Raw genomic sequence first — 23,570 nt, forward strand, 5'->3', positions numbered from 1 at the left:
AACGCTAGCTATTTTGCATGCTAATTTGCATGAAGCCAACGGACAAGCAGCTTGTCGACCTTCGGGCAAAAATTGCGGTGGCTCAGGCACGGCGCGGCCTGACATTGACGCAGCTCGGGCAGATTTCAGGGGTTCATCCAAGCCAAGCCGGACGCATCTGTGCGGGTCATTTCAAGACGTTCAGCCACAACGTCGTGCAAATCTGCAACGTGCTCGGTGTCAGCGTACCCCGGCTTCAGCCAGACCTCGACGACGTGGCTCCCGAGTGGGCAGCAGCACAGTCAAGCATGCGCCGCCTCTGGGACGAGACCCCAGAGGGTGCAAGGACGATTCAAAGGCTGCTGAAAGCGATCGCAGACCTTCGATCGGCCGGCGACGGTGAAACCTCGTAGTCTGATCCCACAGTCTATTGTAAACGGTGCCAGCTCATGACGTCAGACTCGACTTGAGTTGGAATTTATATTCGCGCTGATCCAGTAACTGGAACTGGCGGGGCCTGCCACAGCAGTGCTGCGACCTTAAACAGAGCCGCTCCACGAATCGTAATTGCATTTTCATCCCATTCGGAGTGATCGTGCAGTTCTCGATTTAGCACCAGTGCCGACTGCGCCCGAATCGCAGGCATCTTTACCGAGAACGCGCCATTCGAAACAGAGGCATTCAAAGCGTGGGTGAGTAGCGTCAGATTGCCCAGGGTATGCACCTTGCTTTCACGGGCCGCTTGTCGAGACAGGTACTCGGCGCTTGGCGCTGCCTCGTCCTCGTGGCCGAAGCCGGCGATCGGCCAATGCGCCCGCCACTTCTGCGGCATGATGTGTTCGAGCGTGAGGTCTGTCTTGATTTCGATGATTTCGGACACGTTGGTTCGTTTGCGCTCCTCCAACTGCTCGAAAAGGTGGCGCAACCGCGCCTGTCGCGCAGGCTTGTACTGAGTACGGGAGCGCCAGGCATCGCCAAACTCGGCATCATCGGGCCAACGAGCCGTATCGAGCGTCCCAGCAGCCAGGCCGTCGCGTAGTGTCGTCAGCAGTGCAGATCGCTCTACTGCTCTCAGCTTCGCAATGAGGTCTGTGAAAATCTTGTTGTAGCCTGCCGTCGTCAGTCCACAGATATCACGCCGGACGATGAACGACTCGATATAGCCCAGAGCCGCGCCTAATTCGGCCGGATCCTCAATGGTGGTGCCGAGGTAGAGTACTAGCGGTGTCGCGGTAGATACGTCGAATGCGCGCGAGAACCGACCAAAGCGGCCAAGCACGTCATTCCGGTCGTGCCCGGTCAACCTCCGAAATACGGTCGCGCTCGCAGCAATCGCTCTGAGTTCCGCCTCGACATCGCCCCCAAACGGTTTGCCGTCGATGATCCACCTACGGTAACTCTCGAACAACGTCTCTACAGAGATCAGTTCTGCTTTCATCATCGCGAGATGGTCGGAGAGTAGCCAGTCCAATCGTGAGCGTGTCAAACGACCACGGGTATCACCCTCGCGCCAAAACCATGCGTCTAGAGGCAGCCAATAACCCCGATACAGGTTATCGATAGCCAGATCGCCTGCCACCATCCCCAAGCCGGTGGCCCGCTGGAATATGAAATTGCGCATCAGGTCGCCAGCTGTAAGATCAACTCCGCGGCTGTTAAGAGTCTCAAAGATCGTTTGTGGATCGTCGCCGCCCTCCAATTCGATCGATACGACTGCGAGGCCCGTCTTCAGAGCCTCGAAAAGTTTTTCAAGTTTGAATGGATCATAGACCCCGCCGGGGCAGATATGTGCCTCAATGCGTTCGGCGAAGAAGGCATGTGCCGCCGTCGCCGGCCGAACGACGCCGTCTCCGTCTGCGTCTATGACATCAAGCCCAGGCACCGTGGCGGTTGGGTCGACGACATGGGTGAACGCCCGACGATCCGCAAGCGACGGCCAGAGCTTGAAGCGTTCGATGGCAGCGTCTTCCATCACTCCGTCGTTGATCAGATGCTTGGCACTTTCGGCAGCGTACTCTGGCGAATATTTTGCCGCTACATCACGAAGGGCTACCATCAAGAGCTGAAACGTGGTCAGCCTTTGTTGTCCATCGATGACCTCGAATGCTTGAACCTGCTTGCCGAACGTCTTTACCTGGGCGATCACGATCGCACCCATAAAGTGTGGCGCAATCGCCCCGCCGCCGGTCTCGAGCTGGCCCGCCTCGCGAGCGATGTCTTGCCACAGCAGCTCAAGCTGCGGCGTTACTTTCCACGCATATTGGCGCTGATAAAGCGGGATCAGATAGCGCCGCTTTCCGTCAAACAGATCGATGATCGTGCGCGTGAACGGCTTCATTGAGCCTCTCTCGTATCAAAAGGTTCTTCGCGAACTGATTTGTCTGCTTAGAGAATTTTTCGCGCGTCTAGACTTGCTCTCTCGAACCGAGATCGCGCGGATGCCTCAATGCGGGACAAGCCGAGTCTCTGCCCCATCGTTCTCACGCGTTCGGTCTCAGAGGCGTTGGATCGCAGGGTGCCTGCGAGTGCCACAAGTTCCACCATGGGCGTGTCGTTGTGGCCGCGTAAGTTCGCGTCAGCCGACCGGTGCGGATGGCTTGCCCGTGGCTCCTGGCCCAATGGCCATAGGACAGTCCGGCCGTCGTCGTCGGTGCGTGCGATCGAAGCGTCGATCTGGGCGGACACCGCTGCGCGAATCAGGGGGCCGACACGGCCGAGCCCGTGCGCGCGGGCGATGCGCCGGACGAGGACATCCTCGTAGATGGGCGCTTCGACTGTGAGGACGTGCGCGACCATCGCAGCCAGGGTCGGGCGGTAGGCGGCGTCGTAGAACCGCTCCGGCTCGACCGGCAAGCCAAGATCCGCGAAGTCGGCGATCCGGTAGACGCGCTCGTCATGCAGGGGCCCGGCTTCCATCGTCGGGGCGGTCGAGGGCCTGGCTTGGTCCGCGTAGAGGCGTGGCAGCTCCGGATCTCGTTCCGGCTGCGGATCGTTGGCTGGTTCCGGCACTACATCTGCGGCGGTCACATCCGTCGACAGGTCTTCCGCGTGGTCGAGCGCATCCAGTTTCACGTCGACAGGTTCAGGAGATTTTTCAGCCGGAGCCGCGGCTGAGCGCACGCGATCCTGTTCCAGATCTTCGCGCAGGCGCTGATCGAGCTTGGCAAGCGCGGCTTCCGCGTCCATCCACCACTCGGTGCTCCAGACCCGGCGGATGCGCCAGCCGAGACCGGTCAGCACGTGCTCGCGCAGGCGGTCGCGGTCACGCGCCGTGGCCGAGCTGTGATAGGTCGCCCCATCGCACTCGACGCCGGCGAGATAGCGGCCGGGTGCGTCGGGATGGACGACCCCGAGGTCGACCCGGAACCCCGACACGCCGATCTGGGTGTGCACGTGCCAGCCCTTCGCCTCGAGGCCGGCGAGCACAGCGGCCTCGAACGGGGATTCGACGTCGCCTCCGGTCGGCGCGAAGGCCTCGGCCAGCGCCCGTGCCCCGCGATCGGCGAATTCGAGGAAGTGCTTGAAGTCGCGCACGCCGCGCGCCCGGGTCCGACCGAGGTCGATCTGCTCAGGTTTCAGCGAGGCGAAGACGACGAGTTCGCGGCGGGCGCGGGTGATCGCGACGTTCAGGCGGCGGTACCCGCCGTCCTTGTTGAGGGAGGAGACGGTGCTGACCGGCCGGCCTGCCTGGTCCGGCCCGACCGCCACGGAGAACAGGATCGCGTCGCGCTCGTCGCCCTGCACGTTCTCCAGGTTCTTCACGAAGACCGGCTCGTGCCAGCGGTCCTTGTCGAAGAACGGCTCGAGTTCCGGGTATGACCGCCGCTGCGCGTCGAGCAGGTTCTCGATCAGGCGCTGCTGCTCGCCGTTGAAGGTGACGATGCCGAGCGAGCGGCGCTCCTGTGCGAAGCCCGGATCGCGCAGGCGGCGCACGATCTCGGCGACGATCGCCTGTGCTTCAGGCCGGTTCACGCGGCCCGCGCCGCGCTCGTAGACGCCGTCCGGCACGAAGGACAGCCGTACCGCGCGGTCGTCGGTCACCGGCGACGGGAAGGTGACGAGCCGCCCGCCGTAGTAGCGGGCATTCGAGAAGGCGATCAGGCTCTCGTGGCGACTGCGGTAGTGCCAGTCGAGGTTGCGCCGCGGGATGTTAGCCGCCAGGCACTCGTCGAGGATGGATTCCTGGTCGGTGACGTCGCTGCCGTCCTCGATGTCGTCGACGCCGCGGTCGCCGACATTGGTCGGCGGCAGCTGCTCGGGATCACCGACGATGACGACCTGCCGGCCCCGGGCGATCGCCCCGACAGCGTCCCAGGGCGAGATCTGCGAGGCCTCGTCGAAGATGACGACGTCGAACGGTTCCTTGTCGGGCGGCAGGTACTGCGCGATCGAGAGTGGGCTCATCATCACGCAGGGAGTGAGCTTGGTCAGCGCCGTCGGCATCTTCCCGAACAGCTTGCGAAGCGGCACGTGCTGCGCTTTCTTCGTCAGCTCGTGCGAGAGCGTGCCCCATTCCGGATCGGCCCCGAAGGCCGTGGGTCCGGGAATGCCGCCGCCGAGCCGCGAGCGCACGACCTGCTTGGAGAGTTCGGTGACGCGGGCGTCTGCCGCGCGGAAACGGGCGATCGTGTCCTCGTGGCGTTCCGGCAGGAAGCTGCGCAGCACCGGATCGTGGCTGACGACGCGGTCGATCCACCAGCGCGCGTAAGCCGTCTCGAATGCGGCTTCGGCCCGATCGGGTGCGACCCTGCCCTCTTCCAGCGCCTCGATCAGCGGAGCGAGGCCGCGGCCGCGGGCGTTCTGGGCGGCCGCCTGCCAGGCGCACCACCCTTGCGCGCGGCCGAGCCCGGACGCCCAGAGCCGTGCCCGACTGATGCTGGCGTCGATCCAGTCGGACCCGGTCGCCAGCGGCTCTTCGGGATCGGCACGCCCGGCGAGCCGGCCGAGCGCCCCCATGTCCTTGGTCGCCCGCCCGCGATCCTGCTCGAAGGCCGCATAGGCCTGCGCGATACGACCGCCCTCGCCCAGGGCCCGGGCCTGGCGTTCGACGAGCTGCACCAAGTGATCGCGTAAGCCCTCGATGCCGAGCGAGGGCGGACCGAGGATGTCGAGGAGACGCTCGACCTTCTCGGCCCAGGCGACGGCCGCCTGAAACTCGGAGGCCGGCGTGTTCGGATCGCTCCAGGGCGGCCCCAGCCGGGCGAGGAGCGCATCTCCGGGACAGCCTGCCTTCACGTGCCGGGCGACCTCGATGAGCCCGACGAGATCCGGTCCGATATCCTCCGGCAGCGCCCCCTCGGCATAGGGCTGGACCTGCGTTCGGACCTTCTTGAGCTTTCCGCCCTTCACCAGGAAGTTCGAGGCTTGCGCGGCCGTCCACTCCGCCTGGAGGTTGGCGAGATCCTGATCGAAAATGCCGGGACGGTACCGGCCGGACAGGCGGCCGAGCAGCGCGTCCAGCGTCCCCTGGAAGTGCTCGCGTGCGGTGACCGCGCGATGCAGGTCGCCCGTGCCATCGGCCAGGAAGGCGGCTCCGCATCGCGCTTCGGGCCGGACCAAGAAGTTGCCGAGAACCACGAGCCCGCGCGTGCCGGTGTAGGTCGCAAGCAGGGACGGCAGACCGATCGCCCCGGCGAAGGCCTGTCCGCTGGTGAGCAGGGCCATGAGCGTGCTCTCGACAGCCTCGATCGCGGCGCTCATGTCGTCGCGCCAGACCGGCGACCATTGCGTGGCCTCGACGCCCTGAAGAGGATGATCGTCGAGCGACCCCACCGCGGCGAGGACCGGACGCAACTCGCGGCAACCTGCGCGCAGCGTCGCGAGCGTTTGCGCGTCATGGGCGAGATGGTCCGGCCAGGTGAGCCGAAGCCCGACATCGCCGCCGCCGGCCGCGATCACGCGCCCGAAGGCCTCGTAGGCCGAGAGACCGTTCTCGCGCCGCCGGTGGAGTGCGCTCACGAGGCCGTTGAGTTCGTCGCGCAGGGCGGTGAGTTCGCGCGTGGCCTCGTCCCAGGTCCCCTGCGAGGGCGTCGTCCGCTCGTGCCAAGCCTTGCGCAGCTGGTTGAGCACCGCCGATTTCTGCGCCTTGGTCGAGTGCACCTCCAGGCAGTAGTCGCCGAGCCCGATCTCCTGCAGGCGGCGCTGCACCACTTCGAGCGCGGCCGTCTTCTGCGAGACGAACAGCACCGTGCGCCCTTGCGCGAGGCACTGGGCGATCATGTTGCCGATCGTCTGGCTCTTGCCGGTGCCGGGCGGCCCGAACAGCACGAAGTCCTTGCCCTGCGCCGCCGCCAGCACCGCGGAGAGCTGGGACGAATCGGCCGAGAGCGGCGCGAACACGGTCTCGGGCGGATGGTCCCGATCGAGGCTCGCCGGCTCGGGAAAGGACGTGCCGTCGCCGTAGGAGTGCTTGGGCGTCTCGATCAGGTGCCGCACGACCGGGTTACGCTTCAAGAGCTCGGCCCGATCGACCAGGTCCTTCCACATCAGGTACTTGGTGAAGGAGAAGGCCGACAGCACGACGTCCGGCACCACCTCCCAGCCGCGCAGGTCGCGCACATGCCCGCGCACGATCCGCATGATGCCGTCGACGTCGATGCCGGAGGAATCCCGCGGCAGCTCGCCCTCGAGCTCCGGCATCCGCAACCGGAAATCCTCGCGCAGCATCTCGAGCAGGGTCGGGTTGATCCGCACCTCGTCGTCGTGCAGCGCCAGGCGGAAGCCCGCGCGCACGCTGGAGCGCTTCAGCGCGACCGGGACCAGCAGCAGGGGCGCGCGATAGGCCGCCTCGCCTTCCTTGCGGGTCCACGACAGGAAGCCGATCGCCAGATAGAGGATGTTGGCCCCGCCCTCCTCGAAGCCGTTGCGGGCGAGCCGGTAGAGATCGAGCAGCCGGCGATCGAGATCGGCTTCCGTCGCGGTGGTGTAGATCTCCCGCCGGGCGAGCGCCGCTTCGAGATAGCTGCGACGGCCATCGTCCTGATGCCGCCTCGCGTAGAGGTCGGCGCTGCGTTCGTCGGACCCGGTGAGCACGTCGGAGACGGGCTTCAACCGGAACTCGTGCCCCGCTGCGAGGCCGTCCTCCAGGGCTCCGGGGGAGACGCATTCGAGGGCGACCGACCCCGTCCCCGGCTTGAAGTTGAGGAGCTTGTTGCGCAGCGTGAGGTCGAGAAGCTTGCGCTTCCAGCGCTCCAGGCGACCGACCGGGGTCTCCGGGGCCTCGTCGACGGGCGGCCGCGGCTCGTCGTCGTCGAGCGAGGGCGGCGGGGCGATCGGCTGGTTGATCGAAGCCGTCGGCGTGGGAGCGATGCCGGGCCTGCTCTCCCCGAGATCCATCGGGCGGATGCCGCGCCGGCGGCACCGGCGGACGTCGATCGCGACCTCGAGCGCAGCGGGAGCATCGTCCTCGACCTGCGCACTGCCTCGGGCCGTCGCCGCCGAAAATCCTGACGGCGGGTTGTGGGTCAGAAACGTCGTCTCGACGAGGATCAGGTCCTGCAGATCCCGGCGCTTGCGCAGGAGTTGCATGTCGTCGATGGCGGCCGAGGAGAAATCCTCGTCCTGCAGCCACAGGCCGACGAAGGCGTGGCCCTCCGTCAGCACCAGGACCGGGTTGAGCCCTGCCTGTTCCAGGCAGGCGGCGTAGAGGAGCGAGAGGTCGAGGCAGGTGCCGACCCGCCGCTCAAGCACCTCGCTCGGACCGCGCACCTTCTGGCCGGCCCGCTCGAAGCTCGCGGGCGGCAGGACATAGGCGATGCTCCGGTCGGCGAGCGCCGCCCAGATCGCCGCGGCGAGCTCCCAGGCGCGGACCTTCTTGCCGGTGGTGTAGCCGTTCAGCCCGGTCTCGCGCCCGGCCTCGCCGAGCTTCGTCGCGGCATCACGCAGGACCACGTCGACGGCCGGATCGTTGGGCCGCACGAAGGCGGCGAGCAGCTCCGGCGCGCTGACGCCCCCACCCCAATGCGACGGCGGCAGGAGGCGGATCTCCGCCACGTCCCGTGCGCGCTCGCTCCCCGCCTCTTCCAGGATCGTCGCCAGTTCCAGGCGGCTCGCCTCGGTGAACCCGGCGAGCAAGGCAGCATCGAGACGGAGATCGGGAGCCTCGATGTGATGGTTTGCGCCGGCCGGAATCCGGTCGATGCGCAGGGTCAGCGGCTGCACGACGGCCGGTCGGCTCTCGACCCGGATCAGCAGGTCGACGAGGTCGCGATCGGAGGAATTGGTGACGACGATCTCCCGGATCACCGGGATGGCGTTCTCATGATAGGCGAGACTGACGTGCTCCGTGGCGGTGCAGCCGACGCGCACGGCGGCCTCGGTCTCGATGTCCGCGACGGGTTCGATCGTCTCGAGGCTCACTGCGCGATCCACCGGCTGGAGAAGCGCTCGCCGAGCTTGTAGCGGGCAAGCTTGGGGCCGACCTCGTCGCAGGGCTCACCGAACGGATCCCGCGTGACCCCGAACTCGGCGTCGTTGACGTAGCCGGTGACGTAGCAGACGTCCTGGTACTCGCCCTTGATGCGGTTGCGCATCCTGATCCGCGTCGTCGCCAGCGCGGTCTCCAGGGGGCGGTCTTTGTAGAGGGCGGTGCCGTAATCGAGTACTGCCGTCTCGCTCGACATGAACTCCCAGCGATCCTCGCGTTGGGTCTGATAGTGCCGCGCGAGCCGCGGATAGCGCGAGAGGAAGGCGTCGGGCTGCGTCCCGGTCGCGAAGCCGCGCGCCTCCTCGCCGAGAGCCTGCTCGAAGAACCGCGCCCGTTCGCCGTACTGGGCGCGCAACGCCCTCTCCCGGGTCTCGCGTCGGGCGCTCTCGTCCTTCTCCTTCTCGCGGTCGAGCCTGCGCCGGTCGTCGAGTTCGCGCTGGCGCTTGAACTGCTCCTCGGCGCTGCGCGTCTTGCCCTCGTCGATCTCGGTCTGCGCCTGGGCGACCTCGGACGGCGCGATCCAGAGCGGCAGGAAGCGGTGGGACAGGCCGTCCCGGGTCATCGCCTCGGTGATCGCGGCGAGATCGGCCGACCCGGCATAGACCGCGCCGCACTCGGCCCGCTTGACCGCGATGAAGGCTCCGTCCGCCGAGGTGGCTGCGACGACCGGACGACCCGGCAGCTCGTCGCCGATCCGATCCGACAGGCGGGTGAGGATGGCCGCATGCGCCTCAGCCTTGTCGGGCGTGACCCGACACAGCACGTTTGAGGGATTCGGCACCACGACGACGGCGAAGCCCTCACCCTTGCGGTCGCGCACCAGCGCCTCGACCTCGTTGGCCTTCGCGGCGTCCGCCTGCCGCACGGCGGCGAGCGCCGCCGCATCGACGACGGCGAGCCGGGCGAACAGGTTGCCGTTGACGGCCTCGACCAGCGTGATCACCCGGTCGACGGGCTCGCGCAGCAGGCGCTCGCGCTCGGCGAAGATCAGGTCCTGCTTCGCGAGGTCGTTCGGCCCGCAGGCCTGGAGCGGCAGGTCGAGCTTGGCCCCGAGCCCGGCGCTCCGGTCGCGGATCTGCCGGTTCAGGAACACGTCCGAGAGCGGTGCGTGGTACAGGCAGGCGGCGGCCCGGCCGTCCTCGAAGACCAGTTCGCCGCGCAGGTTGCGCACGACGGACGGGGCCTTGCCGCTGTCGTTGTGGAGCATGATCAGGTCGCCGCGACCGCCCTCGAGCAGGAACCGGCTCTTGCCCGTCACCGCCTGGGCGAGCCGCGCGGCCGCATCGATCCGGGCCCGCTTGCCCGCATAGGCTTCAGTGAGTTCCTTCAGGCGCTCGTCGCTGGTCTCCGGCACGATCCCGGTCACGTCGGCGACGAACCCCGACAGGAAGGTCTGGAGATCCTGCGGGATGCCGCCCTTCAGCGTCGTCTCCGCCTCGGTCGCGTCGCGCTTCAGGCGCTCGACGAGGGCCGCGCGCCGGCTCTGCGCCTGGTCCCGCTCGCGCCGGCCCGCTTCCGCCTCGCGCTCGCGACGCTGGGTTTCGCCCTGCTCCGCCAAAGCCGCCTGCGCCTTCGACACGGTGTCGGGCGCGATCCAGATCGGCAGGAAGCGGAAGCCGACGCCGTCCCGGGTGAGCCCCTTGATCAGGACGGCTAGATCCTTCGCGCTGCCGTAGACGGCCCCGCACTGCCCGCGCTTGATCGACAGGAACGCGCCGTCGGCGCTCGCCGCCACGACGGTCGTCGCACCCCGGAGTTCGGCCTTGAGCAAGGCCTCGTGCGGCTCCAGGAGCCGGTCGTGCAGCGCCTTGTCGCCGGATGCCACGCGGCAGACCGTGCGCGAACCGGCCCCGAAGGCGAGGACCGCGAGCCCGTCGGAGGTTCCACGGGCCACCTCGCTCTCGGCCTCCGCCGCGCGGATCCCTTCCTGCTGGCGCGCCGCCTCGATGTCGCTCTTTAGGACCGTCCCGGCGAGCGCGTAGACCCCGGTATCGACGGCCGATGCGATGGTGGCGAACAGCCCGGATTGTGCCCGCAGGGCACCGCGCTCGAGGGCGAGGAGGTCGGCGCTCAGCTGCTGCGCGCTGGTGCAGCGTGGCAGCGTCTCGCGGATCGGAGCCTTGAGGCTGCGCAGCGTGGCGACGAGCTGTTCGAGGACGATGCGGTCGGTGGGAGCATCCGGCAGGGCGCAGGCGACCGTCCGCTCGGGATCGAAGACGAGGTTGCCGTCGAGGCCGCGCACGACCGCGTTCGCACGCGGCGAGCTGTTGAAGAGCAGCACGAGGTCGCCGGCATCCCCCTCGACGAGGAAGCGGTTCTTGTCGGTGACGGCCCGCTGCACCGCCTCGGCCTCGCGGAGCCTCGGCGCGATCTGGGCGAAGCGCTGACCGATGGTGTCGGCGAGACGCGGCAGATCGCGCGGGGCGGCCCCCTCGGATTGCTGCAGGATGACGGCCAGTTCGGGCCGCAGATCGTCCGGCACCGGACCTTTCAGCACGGTCTCGGCGCGCTTGCGCAGTTCGTCGAGCCGGTGCTGGGCCTGGAGCTGTGCGCTCCGGTCCTGCTCCTCGACGCCGAGGTCGTTGAGATACGTTTCGTAGCGCCGGGCGACCGCGTCGATGCGCGCGGGCAGGCCCGGATCCGTGACGAAGACGAGGCTCGGGCCGGCGCTTGATCCCCGCCCGAGCCGATCGGCGAGGCTCGCACCGAGGAAGCCGTCGCCCGGGAGGCCCTGGGCCTCCGCGTAGGCGACGATCGCCCGCCGCGTGATGCCGCCGTAGACGCCGTCGGCGACCGCATCGGCCGCCAGGTGGCCGGCGGTGCGAAGGGCCTCCTGGAGGCGGAAATGTTCCTCGATCGGCCGGCCGATCTCCTGCCGGGCGGCGGGCGGTCCGTCGCGGCCGACGCGCGCGGCCCACGCTTCCTTCTGGCGCTGGTAGGTCGCGGCGATGCAGGGGATTGCGCGGGCGCGCAGGGCCGCCGTGACCTTGCCCGAGTCCGGGATGCGGCAGGTCTTGAGCGTGCGCTCGACCAGTTCGTTCGACTCCGCCTTCAGCTCCGCCCCTGCCTCGGGCTTGAGGTGGCGCAGCACGTAGAACGGCCGGGCCATCTCGAGGTCGATCCGGCGCAAGCCGGCATCCTCGCAAATCAGGGTCGGTAGCGGGGTATTGGCCCGCTCGCAGTCGAAGGATGGTCCCAGATCGCGGGCCGCAGCGGCCGGCTTCGGAGGCTGGATCGCGCGCGGCGGCTCGGACAGGGCGACCGCCTCCTTGCGCAGATCGGCCAGCCGTTTCTTGAGCCCTTCGGGGGTGTCGCCCCGAGTGCGTGCTTCGGCCTGGGCCCGCAAGGTGCTCATCCGATCGAGGGCGGACAGGCGCACGGCCTCGGCCTGCGACAAGGGGCCGAGCCCGCCGACCTCGCGGTTGATCGTCTCGGTGTCGGGCGCGGACGGACCGGTGCGGGCTGCGAGCTGCTGCTCGATCCGGCCCTGGATCCGCGTGGCCTCGGAACGCACGACCGGAGATGCGTCGCGCTGGTACGCAGCGAGGTTGGTCTTGAGTACCTGGAGTTGCTCGGCCCGCCCTTGCGCTTCCGCCCGGGCCTGCCGCGTTTCGCGTGCCTCGCCGGTCTCGACCTCGGCGACGACGATCCGCGTGCCCGAGAAATGCAGCTCGATCGCCTCCCGGGGTTCGACGAGGCGGACCTGATTGTTGCCGTCGCGCGTGGCGAAGGATTGGTTGCAGGTGGTGGCGACGGACCAACCGTGCTCGTCCGTCGTCGTGCAGCTGAAATTGCGTCGGAAGGCCGGCTCGGTGAAGCGCCGGCACTCTCCGAAGATGCTGCCGAGCCGTCCGTCGTCGGGGCCGATGCCGCTCTGGATCAGGCCTTCGATGTTGGTGTTCCGCCGTGCGAGCGCGCGGTCGACGCAGAATCGGTCGAGGGTCGAGAGCCGCGCCCAGGTCTCACGCGCGGACTGGATCTGGGCTGCACCGAGCAGACCGCCGAAGATGTCGAGGGGCGTAACCTGCGCGACAGCCGGACCCATCGAAGCCACGATCGCCACAATCGGCAGAACACCGCGCCATCCACCCCGACTCATCGCGACACCCTGCGCAAACTTTGCAATCTGTGTCGCTGGTTTGCGATTCTTATTCAAGGCATCGAACGCCGCGCGCAATGCATTATTTCGCCGGTTGACGAGCTTGCAACATCAAAGCAAACATTTCATCAACGTAAATTTACAGCACGCCCCTCGACATGATTTCGGAGGATGGCTCGTATCCATAGAGATCATATTATCATCGCATCGGCGAATTATATCGGCCGGTGGATATCTCTTATTTAGAAAATCATTAGGCGATACTCCGAGTTGGATGCGAAGTGCAGCGCACCTTGGGGCACGATGCGCCGTCTTACTTCGAGGCTGCGCTACTCAAGAGCTATCACGCGGTTCCGACGGCCAGTCGGTCGCATGTCTGGCCGGCTATGAGCGAACTGCGGTCCGCGGATCGTGTGCGAGGACAGGAGTCGTGATGGAGCCGGGCTCGACGCCGTGGCGCTGTGCCCAATCCGCCAGGTTCACCGGCCGATAGTCAGCATTGGCTCGCCAGCGGTCGAAGACGCTGGCATCAATCGTCTCGTTGATGGTCTCGTCCCGACCACCCGGGAAGGGCCGCGGCGGTTCGCCGATGATGCGATGGTACGGCTTGCTGACCCGCCGGTAGGCTCCATGCAGGAATTCGCCGTAGCTATTAGAGAGTTGCGCATTCAGAACGTCCGGATCGACCGTGACGGTCGAGCGGAAGGACAAGCCAAGGCTGGACGCCTTGTCCATCAGCCAGCGCAGGGGAATCTGCGCGAGAAGGTCGCTGCGGCATCCGCCGCCGACGTTGGCGTGCGCACCGACGAACCAGCGCTGCTCGACGCTCGCGATCGGTCGCGGAGCCGCCATCGATGTCGCCGGCACGTTGTCCCGGATCTTCCGCGTCCAGAGCGTGGGTGCGAAGGCCTTACGGTGCTCATCGATCGCGACCGCATGGTAGGCGTTTTCCTGCGAGACACGCAGGCCCGTGTGCAGGAACTTGAAGCCCGATCGACTGATCCCCGGGATGTCACCAAAAGGGACGCCGAGCGCCCCGACCGTGTCCCAGACACCGATCATCTTGATCGGCGTGCGCATCGCATAGTCGAGCATCCAGCGCTCCTCGACCGACCCGCTGGCGAGGCCGGCCTCGCGCGCAGCGTAGAGCTTCCAGATGGTCGAGACCGTCTCGTCCTTACGGTACCGGTCGTAGAGCTGTCCGATGCCGAGCGGAGCGCCCGGCTTGAGCAGGCCGCATTTCGAGATGAACCCGGCGAGGCTTCGTGCCGTGTAAGCTCCGCGACTGAAGCCGAAGATGAAGATCTCGTCGCCTGGCTCATAGGTCTCGACCAGCCACTTATAGGCGTCGATGACCGCCTTATCCAATCCGTATCCAAACATCCCGCCGCGCAATTTTTCGCCGACGAAGGTGCCGAGACCGGTACTATAGTAGGCGACTTGGCGCGTGCCATCAGCGCCGCGCTCGGCACACAGCGCCTTCAGCCGCCAAACATTCGTATTGTCACCAACTGTATTCCATGTCCCGTCGAGGAAAAGTGCTACACGCTTCCGCCCAGGGGACTTTATCGTCTCGCTGTCGTTCAACATCGTCTGTCGCCACTCAGCCCATAATAATTGTACACAACGCTGACCAGCTCAGTACGTTGCAAATTTCGCTGGGCTGGCTGGTCGCATGACGTCCTACGTTTCATCACCGCAGGTAGACACAAGCGAGGCGTACCTTCAAGATATTTCGATAGCGGTGGACACGGCCCATCCTAATCGGCATACGGTCGATCTGCAACATCCGGGCTGGACGAAGGGTTAGGAGATCGGATCACGTCGCTAATTTGGGACGGCGTCGTCGCTGAACATGTGCTGGATCAAGAGAATATTAGCATCCACTATGATCTGGCGAATTCATCAAAAAGGTACGACTGGCCGAGGGTGCTCTCGATCCTGGAGGCGTATCCTTCGCTCGTGAACACGACGCGTCCTGAATCGGCGATGTCCGATGGACACGATGCACGAACCTTGGCACCCATGGCGCAGCTCCGCATCGAACGTACCCTCCTGCCATGTCCTACGTCTCGTCCACCATCGGCCGCGTGCTCGACGACATCAACCGCAGCTACTTCTTGCCGGCCATACAGCGACCGTACGTCTGGCAGCCCGAGCAGATCGTAGCCCTGTTCGACTCCCTCCTGAAGGGCTACCCGATCTCTTCCTTCCTGTTCTGGGAGATCCGGCCCGAGCGCCGGGCCGACTGGGAGATTTACAAGTTTATCGAGAACTTCCGCCACGGCGACACCCACAACGAGATGGCCGAGCCCGATGGGCGCGACGTCAAGCTCGTGCTCGATGGGCAGCAGCGCCTGACCTCGCTGCTCATTGGCCTGCGCGGCACGTACTCGGTGCGCGCCAGGTACGGCCGGCGGCACAACCCCGACGCCTGGAGCAGGCAGCGCCTCTACCTCGACCTCCTCAAGGACCCTGCGGTCGACGACGAGGTGTCCGACGACGAGGACCTCGGCATCACCTACGGCCTTCGCTTCTTCGAGACGGAGCCGAAGAGCGACGCACGGCACCACTGGTTCAAAATCGGGCGCATCCTCGACTGCATCGGCGACGATGCCTTTGATCGCTTGAGGGACGAGGTAGTCGATGCCCTGCCCGACACGTCCACGAAGGCGCAGGGCAGGATCGTCGAGAAGACCCTCGACCGGCTCTACCGCATGGTGTGGAAGGACGGGGTCATCGCCTACTACACGGAGAAGGACCAGTCCTACGACCGCGTGCTCGACATCTTCATCCGCGCCAACGACGGCGGAACGAAGCTGAGCAAGTCCGATCTCCTCCTGTCGATGATCACAGCGCAGTGGCAGGGCGTCAGCGCTCGCCAGGAGATCTACGGTTTCGTCGACCACCTCAACGAGGGGCTCGGCGTGAAGAACCGGCTCGACAAGGACTTCGTGATGAAGTCCTGCCTCGTGCTCTGCGACTTGGACCAGCGCTACAAGGTCGCCAACTTCACGATCTCCAACCTCGCCCGCATCGAGGCGAGCTGGACGCGCATCAAGGCGAGCCTCGAGGCGACGCTGCGGCTCGTGAACCGCTTCGGCATCGACGGAGAGACGCTGACGTCGCTCAACGCGCTCCTGCCGATCGCCTACTACCTCCACGGGGTCGGCGGCGGCAGCCTGGACGGCACGACGCCGTTCGAGGCGGCGAACGCCCGGCACATCCATCGGTGGCTGCTCGGCAGCCTGCTGAACGGCGTGTTCGGGGGCAGCTCCGACCGGACGATCGGCGCGGCGCGCGCGATCCTGCAGGAGGCGCTGAAGGACGGGCGGGACTTCCCCCACCGCGACCTCGTGCAGGGTCTCGCCTCGCGCGGGCGGGCGATCGCCTTCGACGACAACAACATCGAAGGTGTCCTCGACGTCGGCTACGGGAAGCGCACCTGCTTCCTGGCGCTGTCGCTCCTCTACGACACGCAGGCCTGGGGTTCGACGCCGCACCACGTCGACCACATCATCCCGCGCTCGCTCGCCGATCGGAAGGCGCTGATGGCGCAGAACCTGTCGGAGCCGCTGATCCAGCGCATCCTCGACAACGTGAACCGGCTCGGGAACCTGGAGCTGCTGCTCGCGCGCGAGAACCTCGAGAAGAGCAACCTGCCGTTCGACCAGTGGCTGCGCACCCGCGATGGGACGTTCCTCGAGCGGCACCTGATCCCGAGGGATCCGGCGCTCTGGCAGGTGGGCGCGCTGCCCGAGTTCGTCGCCGCGCGCGAGGAGTTGATCCGGCAGCGCCTGCGGGGCCTCGACCTCGATCCGGCCGGCATCGTGCCGCCCGCACCCGTCGCCATGACCGGGAGTGCGGCGGGAAACTGATCGGCGGTGATGCCGAGACCACCCCCGGCATCACCGCTGCCATCGTACGAACTGACCTACCGAGCTCACCGCAACCTGCGCTCGTCGCACTCCCGGGTACGGCGTGCGGACCGGGAGACCTCGTGCGCATCGCTGCGGACGGCGAGCGCTTCGTGCCGCATCGCTTCCGCGACGGCCTCCTGCGAATGGCCGATCCGGCCCTCGGCAAGGTCAAGCACCACGCCGCCAACCAGATCGCCGTACGCGAGGACGAGGTCGTCACCTACCTGCGGCGCGGGTTCCTGCTGCGCATGCGCGGCGAGCGGAGCGGACAGGTCAACCTGATCGCAGCTGCGGAGATCGTGCCTGTTGCTTGACCCGCGCCCACCGGGCAGCGCTACCAGGCCCGGGATCGTCTCAACGCCCGATCATGTCGCGCAAGGAGAATACCGCTTGCGGAACCGCGAAGCGCTCGGGTGCCGACCTCACCGAGCGGATGCGTTCCGGCGCGACGGGGCAGACGACCGTGAAGGCGTTCCGGAACACGGTACCATATCGGCCTGCGATGACGGTCCGATTGCCGTGGTGAGCCTCGATGACAGCGGGATCGTGGATGGCGAGGTCGCACAGGGCGATGCGCCTGCCATGGTCGTCCGCAGACCAGGCCTTGTCTGCGTACCTGAGGACACGCGGACCGAAGGCAGCCAGGAGAGCTTCCCGCGCCGCCTCAGGCCTCGCGAACTGGAAGGCGGGGTACAGGAAGTCGCGACCGTCGATGGCCACGTCACCGAGCGGCACATCGAACTCGACGATGATCGGGGCATCGTCGTCCTCCGAACGATTATGGCTGCAGGCGTAGTATAAGGCTCCGTCGATCTCGCCGCACGCACAAACGACCTTAGGATGCACCACGCCATCGGGGCGGGTGACCTTCGTATCGAGATCCTCTTGCTCGAAGAGGGCATCGATTTCGCCCGGGTGCTGATGGATGATGCTCCACCGGCCCTCGTCGCCGACGAACCCGGTTGCCGCGATCCTTCCCATCACGTCATCCCGCTGCGAAGCTGGAATAGCCAAGCCTCGGAACATCCTCAATGTTGGCATCGTCCCTCGCATCCCTTTGGTGGAATTGGTTGGTACCACATCCTCTACCCACCAGATCGAACCGTCGGCTGATCCGGGCTCGACCGGTTTGAATGGTTGTAGTCCGTCGCTCGCCAGCCCCGCCAGGCTTGGGATCGGCGGGCATCGGGCGTCAGCCGCTCAACTTTGGCCCGTGGTCGTGTCCCAGGCGGTGGTGTAGCTGGGGAGTGGTCATCGGCGGTTGCCGGGTAGGGTCGGGTTGCGACGACCAAGCCCGAACCCGAGAGACCGCCGATGACCGACGAGATCATGGCCCTGCGTGGGCTGATGGAGAAGAGTGCCGACGCCGATCTGCTGCGCGAGATGATCGGTTTTGCAGCCGAGCGACTGATGGAGCTGGAGGTGGGCGGCCTGACCGGGGCAGCCCACGGTGAGAAGAGCGCCGAGCGGTTGGTTCAACGCAACTGTAGTAGGCGACCTGGCGCGCACCATCGGCGCTGCGCTCGGCGCACAAGGCCTTGAGCCGCCAGACGTTCATGTTGTCGCTGACCGTGTTCCAGGTCCCGTCCAGAAACAGGGCTATCCGCTTCTGCCCGGGGGACTCGGGCGGCGCACTTTCGTTCTGCATATTTTGTGACCGCCCGAGGGTGACGACTTCATTGAACAACGCATAGCAGTCCATCACGTTGCAAAATTCTTTCGACGGCGCACACTCGTCCCGAATTGCGAATGTAGCGGAGATGAGACGTATATTGCATCGAATATAATAGACGTAATTACAAAAATTACGTTGTGTTTCCAGTTTCTTTCGTCAGTGCGGTGTATAGTGATGTAATATATATTCGGTTTGTTCGATATTATTTATCAAGGTTTGCGATTTGACGGCGAGACACAGAGCGCTTCAGCCTCTCTCTGGTGCGTGACGCCGTCATAGCCAGGGCAGCCTGTCAGGGCTCCGTCCCAAATATCGCGGACAATGCAGAGCGCGAGGAGACCAGCCAAGAGCGTAAAGACGGCCCAGACGACAAGCGATGAGAGGCTGTCGCTCGGCAGGTGCGCATCGATCTTGCGCGAGACGGCGATCAAGAGAGAGCGCAGTCGAGATGAGGAGCGTTGCGGCATGGAATGGTCTCGCCATCTTGTGGAGCGGGGTACGACGCTCGTCAGCGCAGCCAGCCGGTGACGATCATTGCGAAGAGGTAGACGAGCAGGATCAGGACGACGCAGACGGCGACGCCCTCCGGCGGGAGCTGGCGATTCATGGGATGGGTCCCGGCTGCGGACCGATGCCCGGCCGCGGGGTGCGTCGCCGTCGCTGCCGGCGGCAGGGCGAATCGCATTCCTGCGATCTGCCCGAGTTCGTTCGGCCGGCGCGTGCGCGCTACGAAGGTGAGGCTAAGGCGAATCGCAGCAAGAGCCTGATCAGACTCCGCTTTTAGGGATTGGCATTACATGCCGGATGCGCTATGGTCGCCTGCGAATCGCGGAACAGAATTTCCAATTCTGTTTACTTTCTTGAAACCATTGCATTTTTAACATTGCAGGACTGAAGCAAGGCGGAGTACCGGTTTTGCCCAATCCCACCCGTGCCGACGCGCGATGCGCGTCGGGCTGCGGCGTGGAACAGAATTGGAAAAATCGTTCCGCTCTCCGTCGTCGCAGCGATCGGCGGATGCTCTCAGGATCTCTCGCCATGGCCCGCTACGCGTCGGCTCCACCGCTGTCGCTCCATACGGCGTCCGGTCGGCGCAAGTACCTGACGCCACACGAGCGCGTGCGCTTCCTGGGAGCCGCCGCGGCCTCCCCGCCCGAGATCACGACACTCTGCCTCGTCCTGGCCTGGACCGGCTGCAGGATCACCGAGGCCCTACACCTGACCCATGCCGATCTCGACCGGGACGGTGCGATCATCAGCATCCACAGCCTCAAGAAGCGCCGCTCCGGCGTCGTGCGCGAGGTGCCCGTGCCGACCTCGGTCATGGCCGCCCTCGATCGCATCCACGGGCAGAAGCCTCCCGATACGCTCCTCTGGCCCATCGGCCGCACGACGGCGTGGCGGCACGTCAAGGTGGTGATGCAGGAGGCTGGGGTCGGCACGACCGCCGCCTCGCCAAAAGGCCTTCGTCACGGGTTCGGCGTGCATGCGCTGCGCTCGGGCGTGCCACTCAACCTGTTGCAGCGCTGGCTCGGACACGCCGACATCTCGACGACGGCCATCTACGGCGACGTGTTGGGTCCCGAGGAACGGGAGATTGCCGCCCGGATGTGGTAGCGAGCCGCCGGCGTGATGCACGGCACCGTCCCAGTGAGCCGCGAAGCCAGTCGCGGCCTGCGGGTGCGACGCCGTGCTGATCCTCGAGCACCGCTTCGCGCACATCCCGCAAGAGGGCCGTCGCGGCCGCGCCTGGCTCGCCAGCCTCCCTCCCCTCTACGAGGGTCGTCTCGCAGACGGCGCGACCGTCTCGTTGCACGCATCGCTGCGATACTACCACCTCGGCGACATCGTCTTCGCCGTCGAAGATGGCCCAGCCCAGGTCATCGAGCGCACGCCGCACATCGTCTCGACGCAGGCGCTCGATCACCTCGTCCTGCGCACGCATGCGAGCGGTCGCGCACAGGTCACGACGAATGCGCGAACGGCCGAGGCTGCTCCCGGGGATCTCCTCCTGATCGACTTGGCGCGGCCGATCAGCATCGCGATGCCGCCTGTAATCGGGGTCGCCGCCGTCGTACCCCGACGGCTCCTTGCGAACGGCCGCGGCGCAAGCGGCCTCCTGAGCCGGCACGTCCTCGTGGCGGACCGTGATCCGCTGATCCGCCTCCTCGCCGGCCATCTCATCCATCTTGCCGACGTACTCGCTGCAGCCACGGAGGCGCAGGTCGCCGAACTTGTGCCGGCGACGGTCGCCCTCTGCCGGGCCATCGACACGTCTGGAGGGCCCGCAGCACCAGGATCAGCTGAGGGCGCGAGGGACGCCGCAAGCGCGACGGTCCTGGCCGTACGCCGTTATATCGAGGAGCACCTAGATCGCGTCGATGTCACCGGACTGATGGAGCATTTCGGCTTGTCGCGTCGCTCGCTCTACCGGTTGTTCGAGGGGACGGGCGGGGTCCAAGCCTGCATCCGCGATTGCCGGCTCGCCTTCGCAATGCGCGCCCTCCGGCAAACTCCAACGGCGCGCCGCCCGAAGCTCGCCCGTCTCGCCCACGATTGCGGCATCGGTGATCCTCGCGTGTTCAGCCGCGCCTTTCGTCGGCGGTACGGCATGTCGCCGACGGAGGTCGAGCCAGGATCGACGCCAACCCTTCCCCATCGACCGGATACAGGCCTTCTGGGTTGGTTACGTACGCTGTAGGGTTGCAATCGATCGGCTTGACCGCATGGGAATCCGCTCGCGACCCCATGCGGTCCTTTAATGGGAGCGGATCGAAGTCCGAATGGGGTGGCGAGCAGTCCTTCGCCGACCCGGTTCGCATGCGAAGGAACTCGGATCCCGCATGCGAACCGGGCCTCGCGACGCGACGGTCGTGGGAGAGATCAGGTGGTCACCACCGAAAGGTCGATCACCTCCGAAAACATCAGGTTCGTTGGGGTAATCCACCCAGGAGCCTGCGGCTGCTGGGGCATAGGCCGCGCACCAAGCGAGGCCGCAGTCATGCGCTCAATGCGAAAGTTCGCCGCCCAGAGCGCACCTCGGCCCTTGAGGAAGAAGCCGAAGTGCAGAGAGATTGCATTGGCAGGAACGTCCACCTCAACCCGGCGCTCAACCCACGGCACGGTGCCAAATAGCCACCCCTCCGTTGCGTCTTTCAGGTTGTCGAATGCGAAGGTGTGCCCCGGCATGCCGTCCACCCTGGCCCAGAGCGTCGCCCCGTGGGTCACCTCCTGGCAGCGCAGCGTGGCGCTGATCGCTACCCGCTGGCCGTGGAATGGCACTGCCGACACAGTCTGCACATAGCAGCCGAAGGCGCGGGACGGTTCGGGATAGTGCCTCGGCCCAAGTACGGGATCGTGCCGGATGAGGGCAGCGCCGCCACCCGCCGCGGTTGGGTCGGCATCGGCCCCATGATCGTAGGCGTCGGGATACTCGGCGACGAGCACCCAGCCCTTCAGCAACGCTACGCCTCGCCGGGCGGCGGCCTCAGATCGTTTGGCCTGGGCCGAGAGGACGTTCCAGTCCTTGAGGCCGAACTGGCGGGCCACGATGTCGAGGCACTCGCCATGGGAGAGACTGACGTTCTTGGCGCGCAAGGCGCTCTCCATGGCCCGCGCCATGGACTTGGCATCATCGACGGTAGGCATGCTGGTCCCCGAACCGGATCGACCGCGCTGTCAGTGCTCGCCTTGCCGACCGATCGATCCTGGGTGCGGGATCGCGATCTCACCCGTCGATGCGTTCACCGTACCCCGAGGGGCGCGAGCGGCAGGCCGCATCAGCCTGCTGGTAGGAAACATCATGGCCCACACTGCGTCAACGCCTTTGGGTCTGCTGTGGGGTCGGGAGCGGCGGGTCAGCGCCTCTTGGCACAAAGCCGGCTAATGGCGCGATCCTGCCGCTCGGCACCCGCCCCCCATTCTTAGCCGCCAGTCGCAGGGGCAAGCTGATTACACTTTGACCCTACCGTACCAGGCCGCACGGCGCAGCCCTTGGCACACGGTGTGCGCCAATTGGCACGACGCATCCGCGACGAGATCCGATCGTGAAGAAATCTTACCCGGTCGGCTGACGCATCAGAGCCGAAAATCCTCGTGTCTTCGCGATCCCCGCGAGCACATCGGGAAGTCTCGTCCATGCCGTCGTCCGTCACGCTCTCCGCCGCGACCCGCCAAAACCTGCTCTCGCTGCAGGACACCGCCGCCCTCGCGGCGACCAACCAGAACCACCTCTCGACCGGCAAGCGCGTCGCTAACGCGCTGGACAACCCGGTGAACTTCTTCCAGGCCCAGGGCCTGTCGGACCGCGCGAACGCCCTCACCAACCTGCTCGACGGTATCTCGAACGGCATCCAGACCATCCAGGCGGCGTCGAAGGGCGTCGACGCGGCGTCGTCGATCGTCAAGCAGATGCAGTCGGTCGTCTCGCAGATGCAGTCGAACGCCGCGACCAACCTGCCGAAGCTCCAGGGCACCGCCGTCCTCGGTACCGCTGCCGAGTCGACTGCGACCGGAAAGAGCCAGCGCGACGTCGCCGCCGCGAAGACCGTGATCGGCACCGCGAGCGCGGCGAACGGCACCGCCTCCGGCAACGTCGGGGTCGACACCACCAAGGTCGACACCCTGCAGCTCGCCGCCGGCAGCACCGTCTACAACCTTTCGATCAAGACCACCGACACCGTCAACGACCTCGTCAACGGCATCAATCGCTCGGGCGTCGCGACCGCCTCGATCGACTCGCAGGGTCAGCTTCAGATCACCGGGACCGGCTCCGACCCGCTGACGGTGCAGGCCGGCAAGATCACCGCCGGCACCGGCGCGATCACCGCCGACGCGACCGAGCTCGCCAAGCTCACCGGCGGCGCGGTCGCGACCGCAGCGGGCGGCACCTCGGCCCAGCGCTCGGCCCTCGTCAACCAGTTCAACAACCTGCGCACCCAGCTCGACCAGGCGGTCAAGGATGCCGGCTTCAACGGCACCAACCTCCTGAACGGCGACGCGATGACGGTCTCCTTCAACGAGAAGACCGGAAGCGCGGCGTCGAAGCTCCAGATCCAGAACAGCGCGATCAACTCGCTGAACCTCGGCATCGGCACCGCTACGGACTCGGCCACCGCGCAGGCCGGCGCGAACTTCGGCGTCCAGAACAACGCCGACCTCGGCGATGCCGCCGACGCACTCACCAACGCGCTGACGACCCTGAAGTCGACCTCCTCGACGCTGGGGTCGAACCTGTCGGTGATACAGACCCGGCAGGACTTCACGAAGCAGATCGTCGACGTCCTCGACACCGGCGCGGCGAACCTGACCAACGCCGACATGAACGAGGAGGCGGCCGTCTCCCAGGCCCTGTCGACCCGCCAGTCGCTGTCGATCTCGGCGCTCTCGCTAGCGAACCAGGCCCAGCAGGGCATCCTGCAGCTGCTGCGCTAGGCGGCCGAGGCGGCGCGGTACATCCCCACGCCACAGGAA

General features: G+C 66.3%; 13 protein-coding genes and 1 pseudogene. 7 read left to right on the top strand and 7 right to left on the bottom strand.

Translation table 11 applies throughout. From position 1 onward, the window contains the following. Positions 1 to 29 precede the first annotated feature (29 nt). Complete coding sequence (locus BMX97_RS32255; protein ID WP_143074676.1) at positions 30 to 392, top strand: helix-turn-helix domain-containing protein; 363 nt, start codon at positions 30 to 32, stop codon at positions 390 to 392. Positions 393 to 457: 65 nt separating this feature from the next. Here BMX97_RS32255 and BMX97_RS21495 read toward each other — a convergent pair whose 3' ends face one another. From BMX97_RS21495 to BMX97_RS21510, 4 genes are all read right to left on the bottom strand, one after another. Further along, a complete protein-coding gene (locus BMX97_RS21495; RefSeq protein ID WP_091753296.1) occupies positions 458 to 2,317 on the bottom strand; it encodes a DUF262 domain-containing protein in 1,860 nt (619 codons plus the stop codon). 47 nt (positions 2,318 to 2,364) lie between these two features. Beyond that, positions 2,365 to 8,337 (bottom strand): DUF3320 domain-containing protein, encoded by a 5,973-nt coding sequence (locus BMX97_RS21500; RefSeq protein WP_244538571.1) that lies wholly within the window; start codon positions 8,335 to 8,337, stop codon positions 2,365 to 2,367. Then, positions 8,334 to 12,449: a peptidoglycan-binding protein gene (locus BMX97_RS21505; RefSeq protein WP_091753297.1), complete on the bottom strand. Its 4,116-nt coding sequence runs from the start codon at positions 12,447 to 12,449 to the stop codon at positions 8,334 to 8,336. Before BMX97_RS21505 ends, BMX97_RS21500 begins: the two co-directional genes overlap by 4 nt. A gap of 438 nt (positions 12,450 to 12,887) precedes the next feature. Further along, entirely contained in the window at positions 12,888 to 14,093 is a 1,206-nt protein-coding gene (locus BMX97_RS21510) for a DUF2235 domain-containing protein (protein WP_091753298.1), read from the bottom strand. A 470-nt stretch (positions 14,094 to 14,563) separates the two neighbouring features. Between BMX97_RS21510 and BMX97_RS21515 the strand changes: the two genes are divergently transcribed. Beyond that, the gene (locus BMX97_RS21515) at positions 14,564 to 16,381 is read left to right on the top strand and encodes a GmrSD restriction endonuclease domain-containing protein (RefSeq protein WP_091753299.1); all 1,818 of its coding nucleotides are present in this window, start codon (positions 14,564 to 14,566) and stop codon (positions 16,379 to 16,381) included. Positions 16,382 to 16,503: 122 nt separating this feature from the next. Continuing rightward, the gene (locus tag BMX97_RS21520; RefSeq protein ID WP_091753300.1) at positions 16,504 to 16,737 is read left to right on the top strand and encodes a hypothetical protein; all 234 of its coding nucleotides are present in this window, start codon (positions 16,504 to 16,506) and stop codon (positions 16,735 to 16,737) included. A gap of 40 nt (positions 16,738 to 16,777) precedes the next feature. Here the strand turns inward: BMX97_RS21520 and BMX97_RS21525 are convergent, their stop codons facing one another. Beyond that, a complete protein-coding gene (locus BMX97_RS21525) occupies positions 16,778 to 17,404 on the bottom strand; it encodes a hypothetical protein (protein ID WP_143074677.1) in 627 nt (208 codons plus the stop codon). A gap of 333 nt (positions 17,405 to 17,737) precedes the next feature. On the opposite strand from BMX97_RS21525, the pseudogene BMX97_RS21530 reads away from it, so the two are divergent. After that, positions 17,738 to 17,908, top strand: a pseudogene (locus BMX97_RS21530) (IS256 family transposase); the annotation flags it as partial. A 399-nt stretch (positions 17,909 to 18,307) separates the two neighbouring features. On the opposite strand, the gene BMX97_RS32265 reads toward BMX97_RS21530, so the two are convergent. Continuing rightward, positions 18,308 to 18,565 (bottom strand): hypothetical protein, encoded by a 258-nt coding sequence (locus BMX97_RS32265; RefSeq protein WP_143074678.1) that lies wholly within the window; start codon positions 18,563 to 18,565, stop codon positions 18,308 to 18,310. A 571-nt stretch (positions 18,566 to 19,136) separates the two neighbouring features. Here BMX97_RS32265 and BMX97_RS21535 point away from each other — a divergent pair. Together BMX97_RS21535 and BMX97_RS21540 are read left to right on the top strand one after the other, a co-directional pair. After that, on the top strand, positions 19,137 to 19,715 hold the full coding sequence (locus BMX97_RS21535) for a tyrosine-type recombinase/integrase (protein WP_177202303.1): 579 nt from the start codon (positions 19,137 to 19,139) through the stop codon (positions 19,713 to 19,715). A 73-nt stretch (positions 19,716 to 19,788) separates the two neighbouring features. After that, positions 19,789 to 20,799, top strand: coding sequence for a helix-turn-helix domain-containing protein (locus tag BMX97_RS21540; RefSeq protein WP_091753304.1), 1,011 nt, complete (start codon positions 19,789 to 19,791; stop codon positions 20,797 to 20,799). Positions 20,800 to 20,981: 182 nt separating this feature from the next. On the opposite strand, the gene BMX97_RS21545 is transcribed toward BMX97_RS21540, so the two are convergent. Beyond that, positions 20,982 to 21,746: a glyoxalase superfamily protein gene (locus BMX97_RS21545; RefSeq protein WP_091753305.1), complete on the bottom strand. Its 765-nt coding sequence runs from the start codon at positions 21,744 to 21,746 to the stop codon at positions 20,982 to 20,984. Between the two features lie 489 nt (positions 21,747 to 22,235). Here BMX97_RS21545 and BMX97_RS21550 point away from each other — a divergent pair, with 489 nt between their 5' ends. Then, entirely contained in the window at positions 22,236 to 23,531 is a 1,296-nt protein-coding gene (locus BMX97_RS21550) for a flagellin N-terminal helical domain-containing protein (protein ID WP_091753306.1), read from the top strand. The last annotated feature ends 39 nt before the right edge of the window (positions 23,532 to 23,570 follow it).

Source organism: Methylobacterium sp. ap11 (assembly GCF_900110515.1).
Taxonomy (GTDB): domain Bacteria; phylum Pseudomonadota; class Alphaproteobacteria; order Rhizobiales; family Beijerinckiaceae; genus Methylobacterium; species Methylobacterium ajmalii.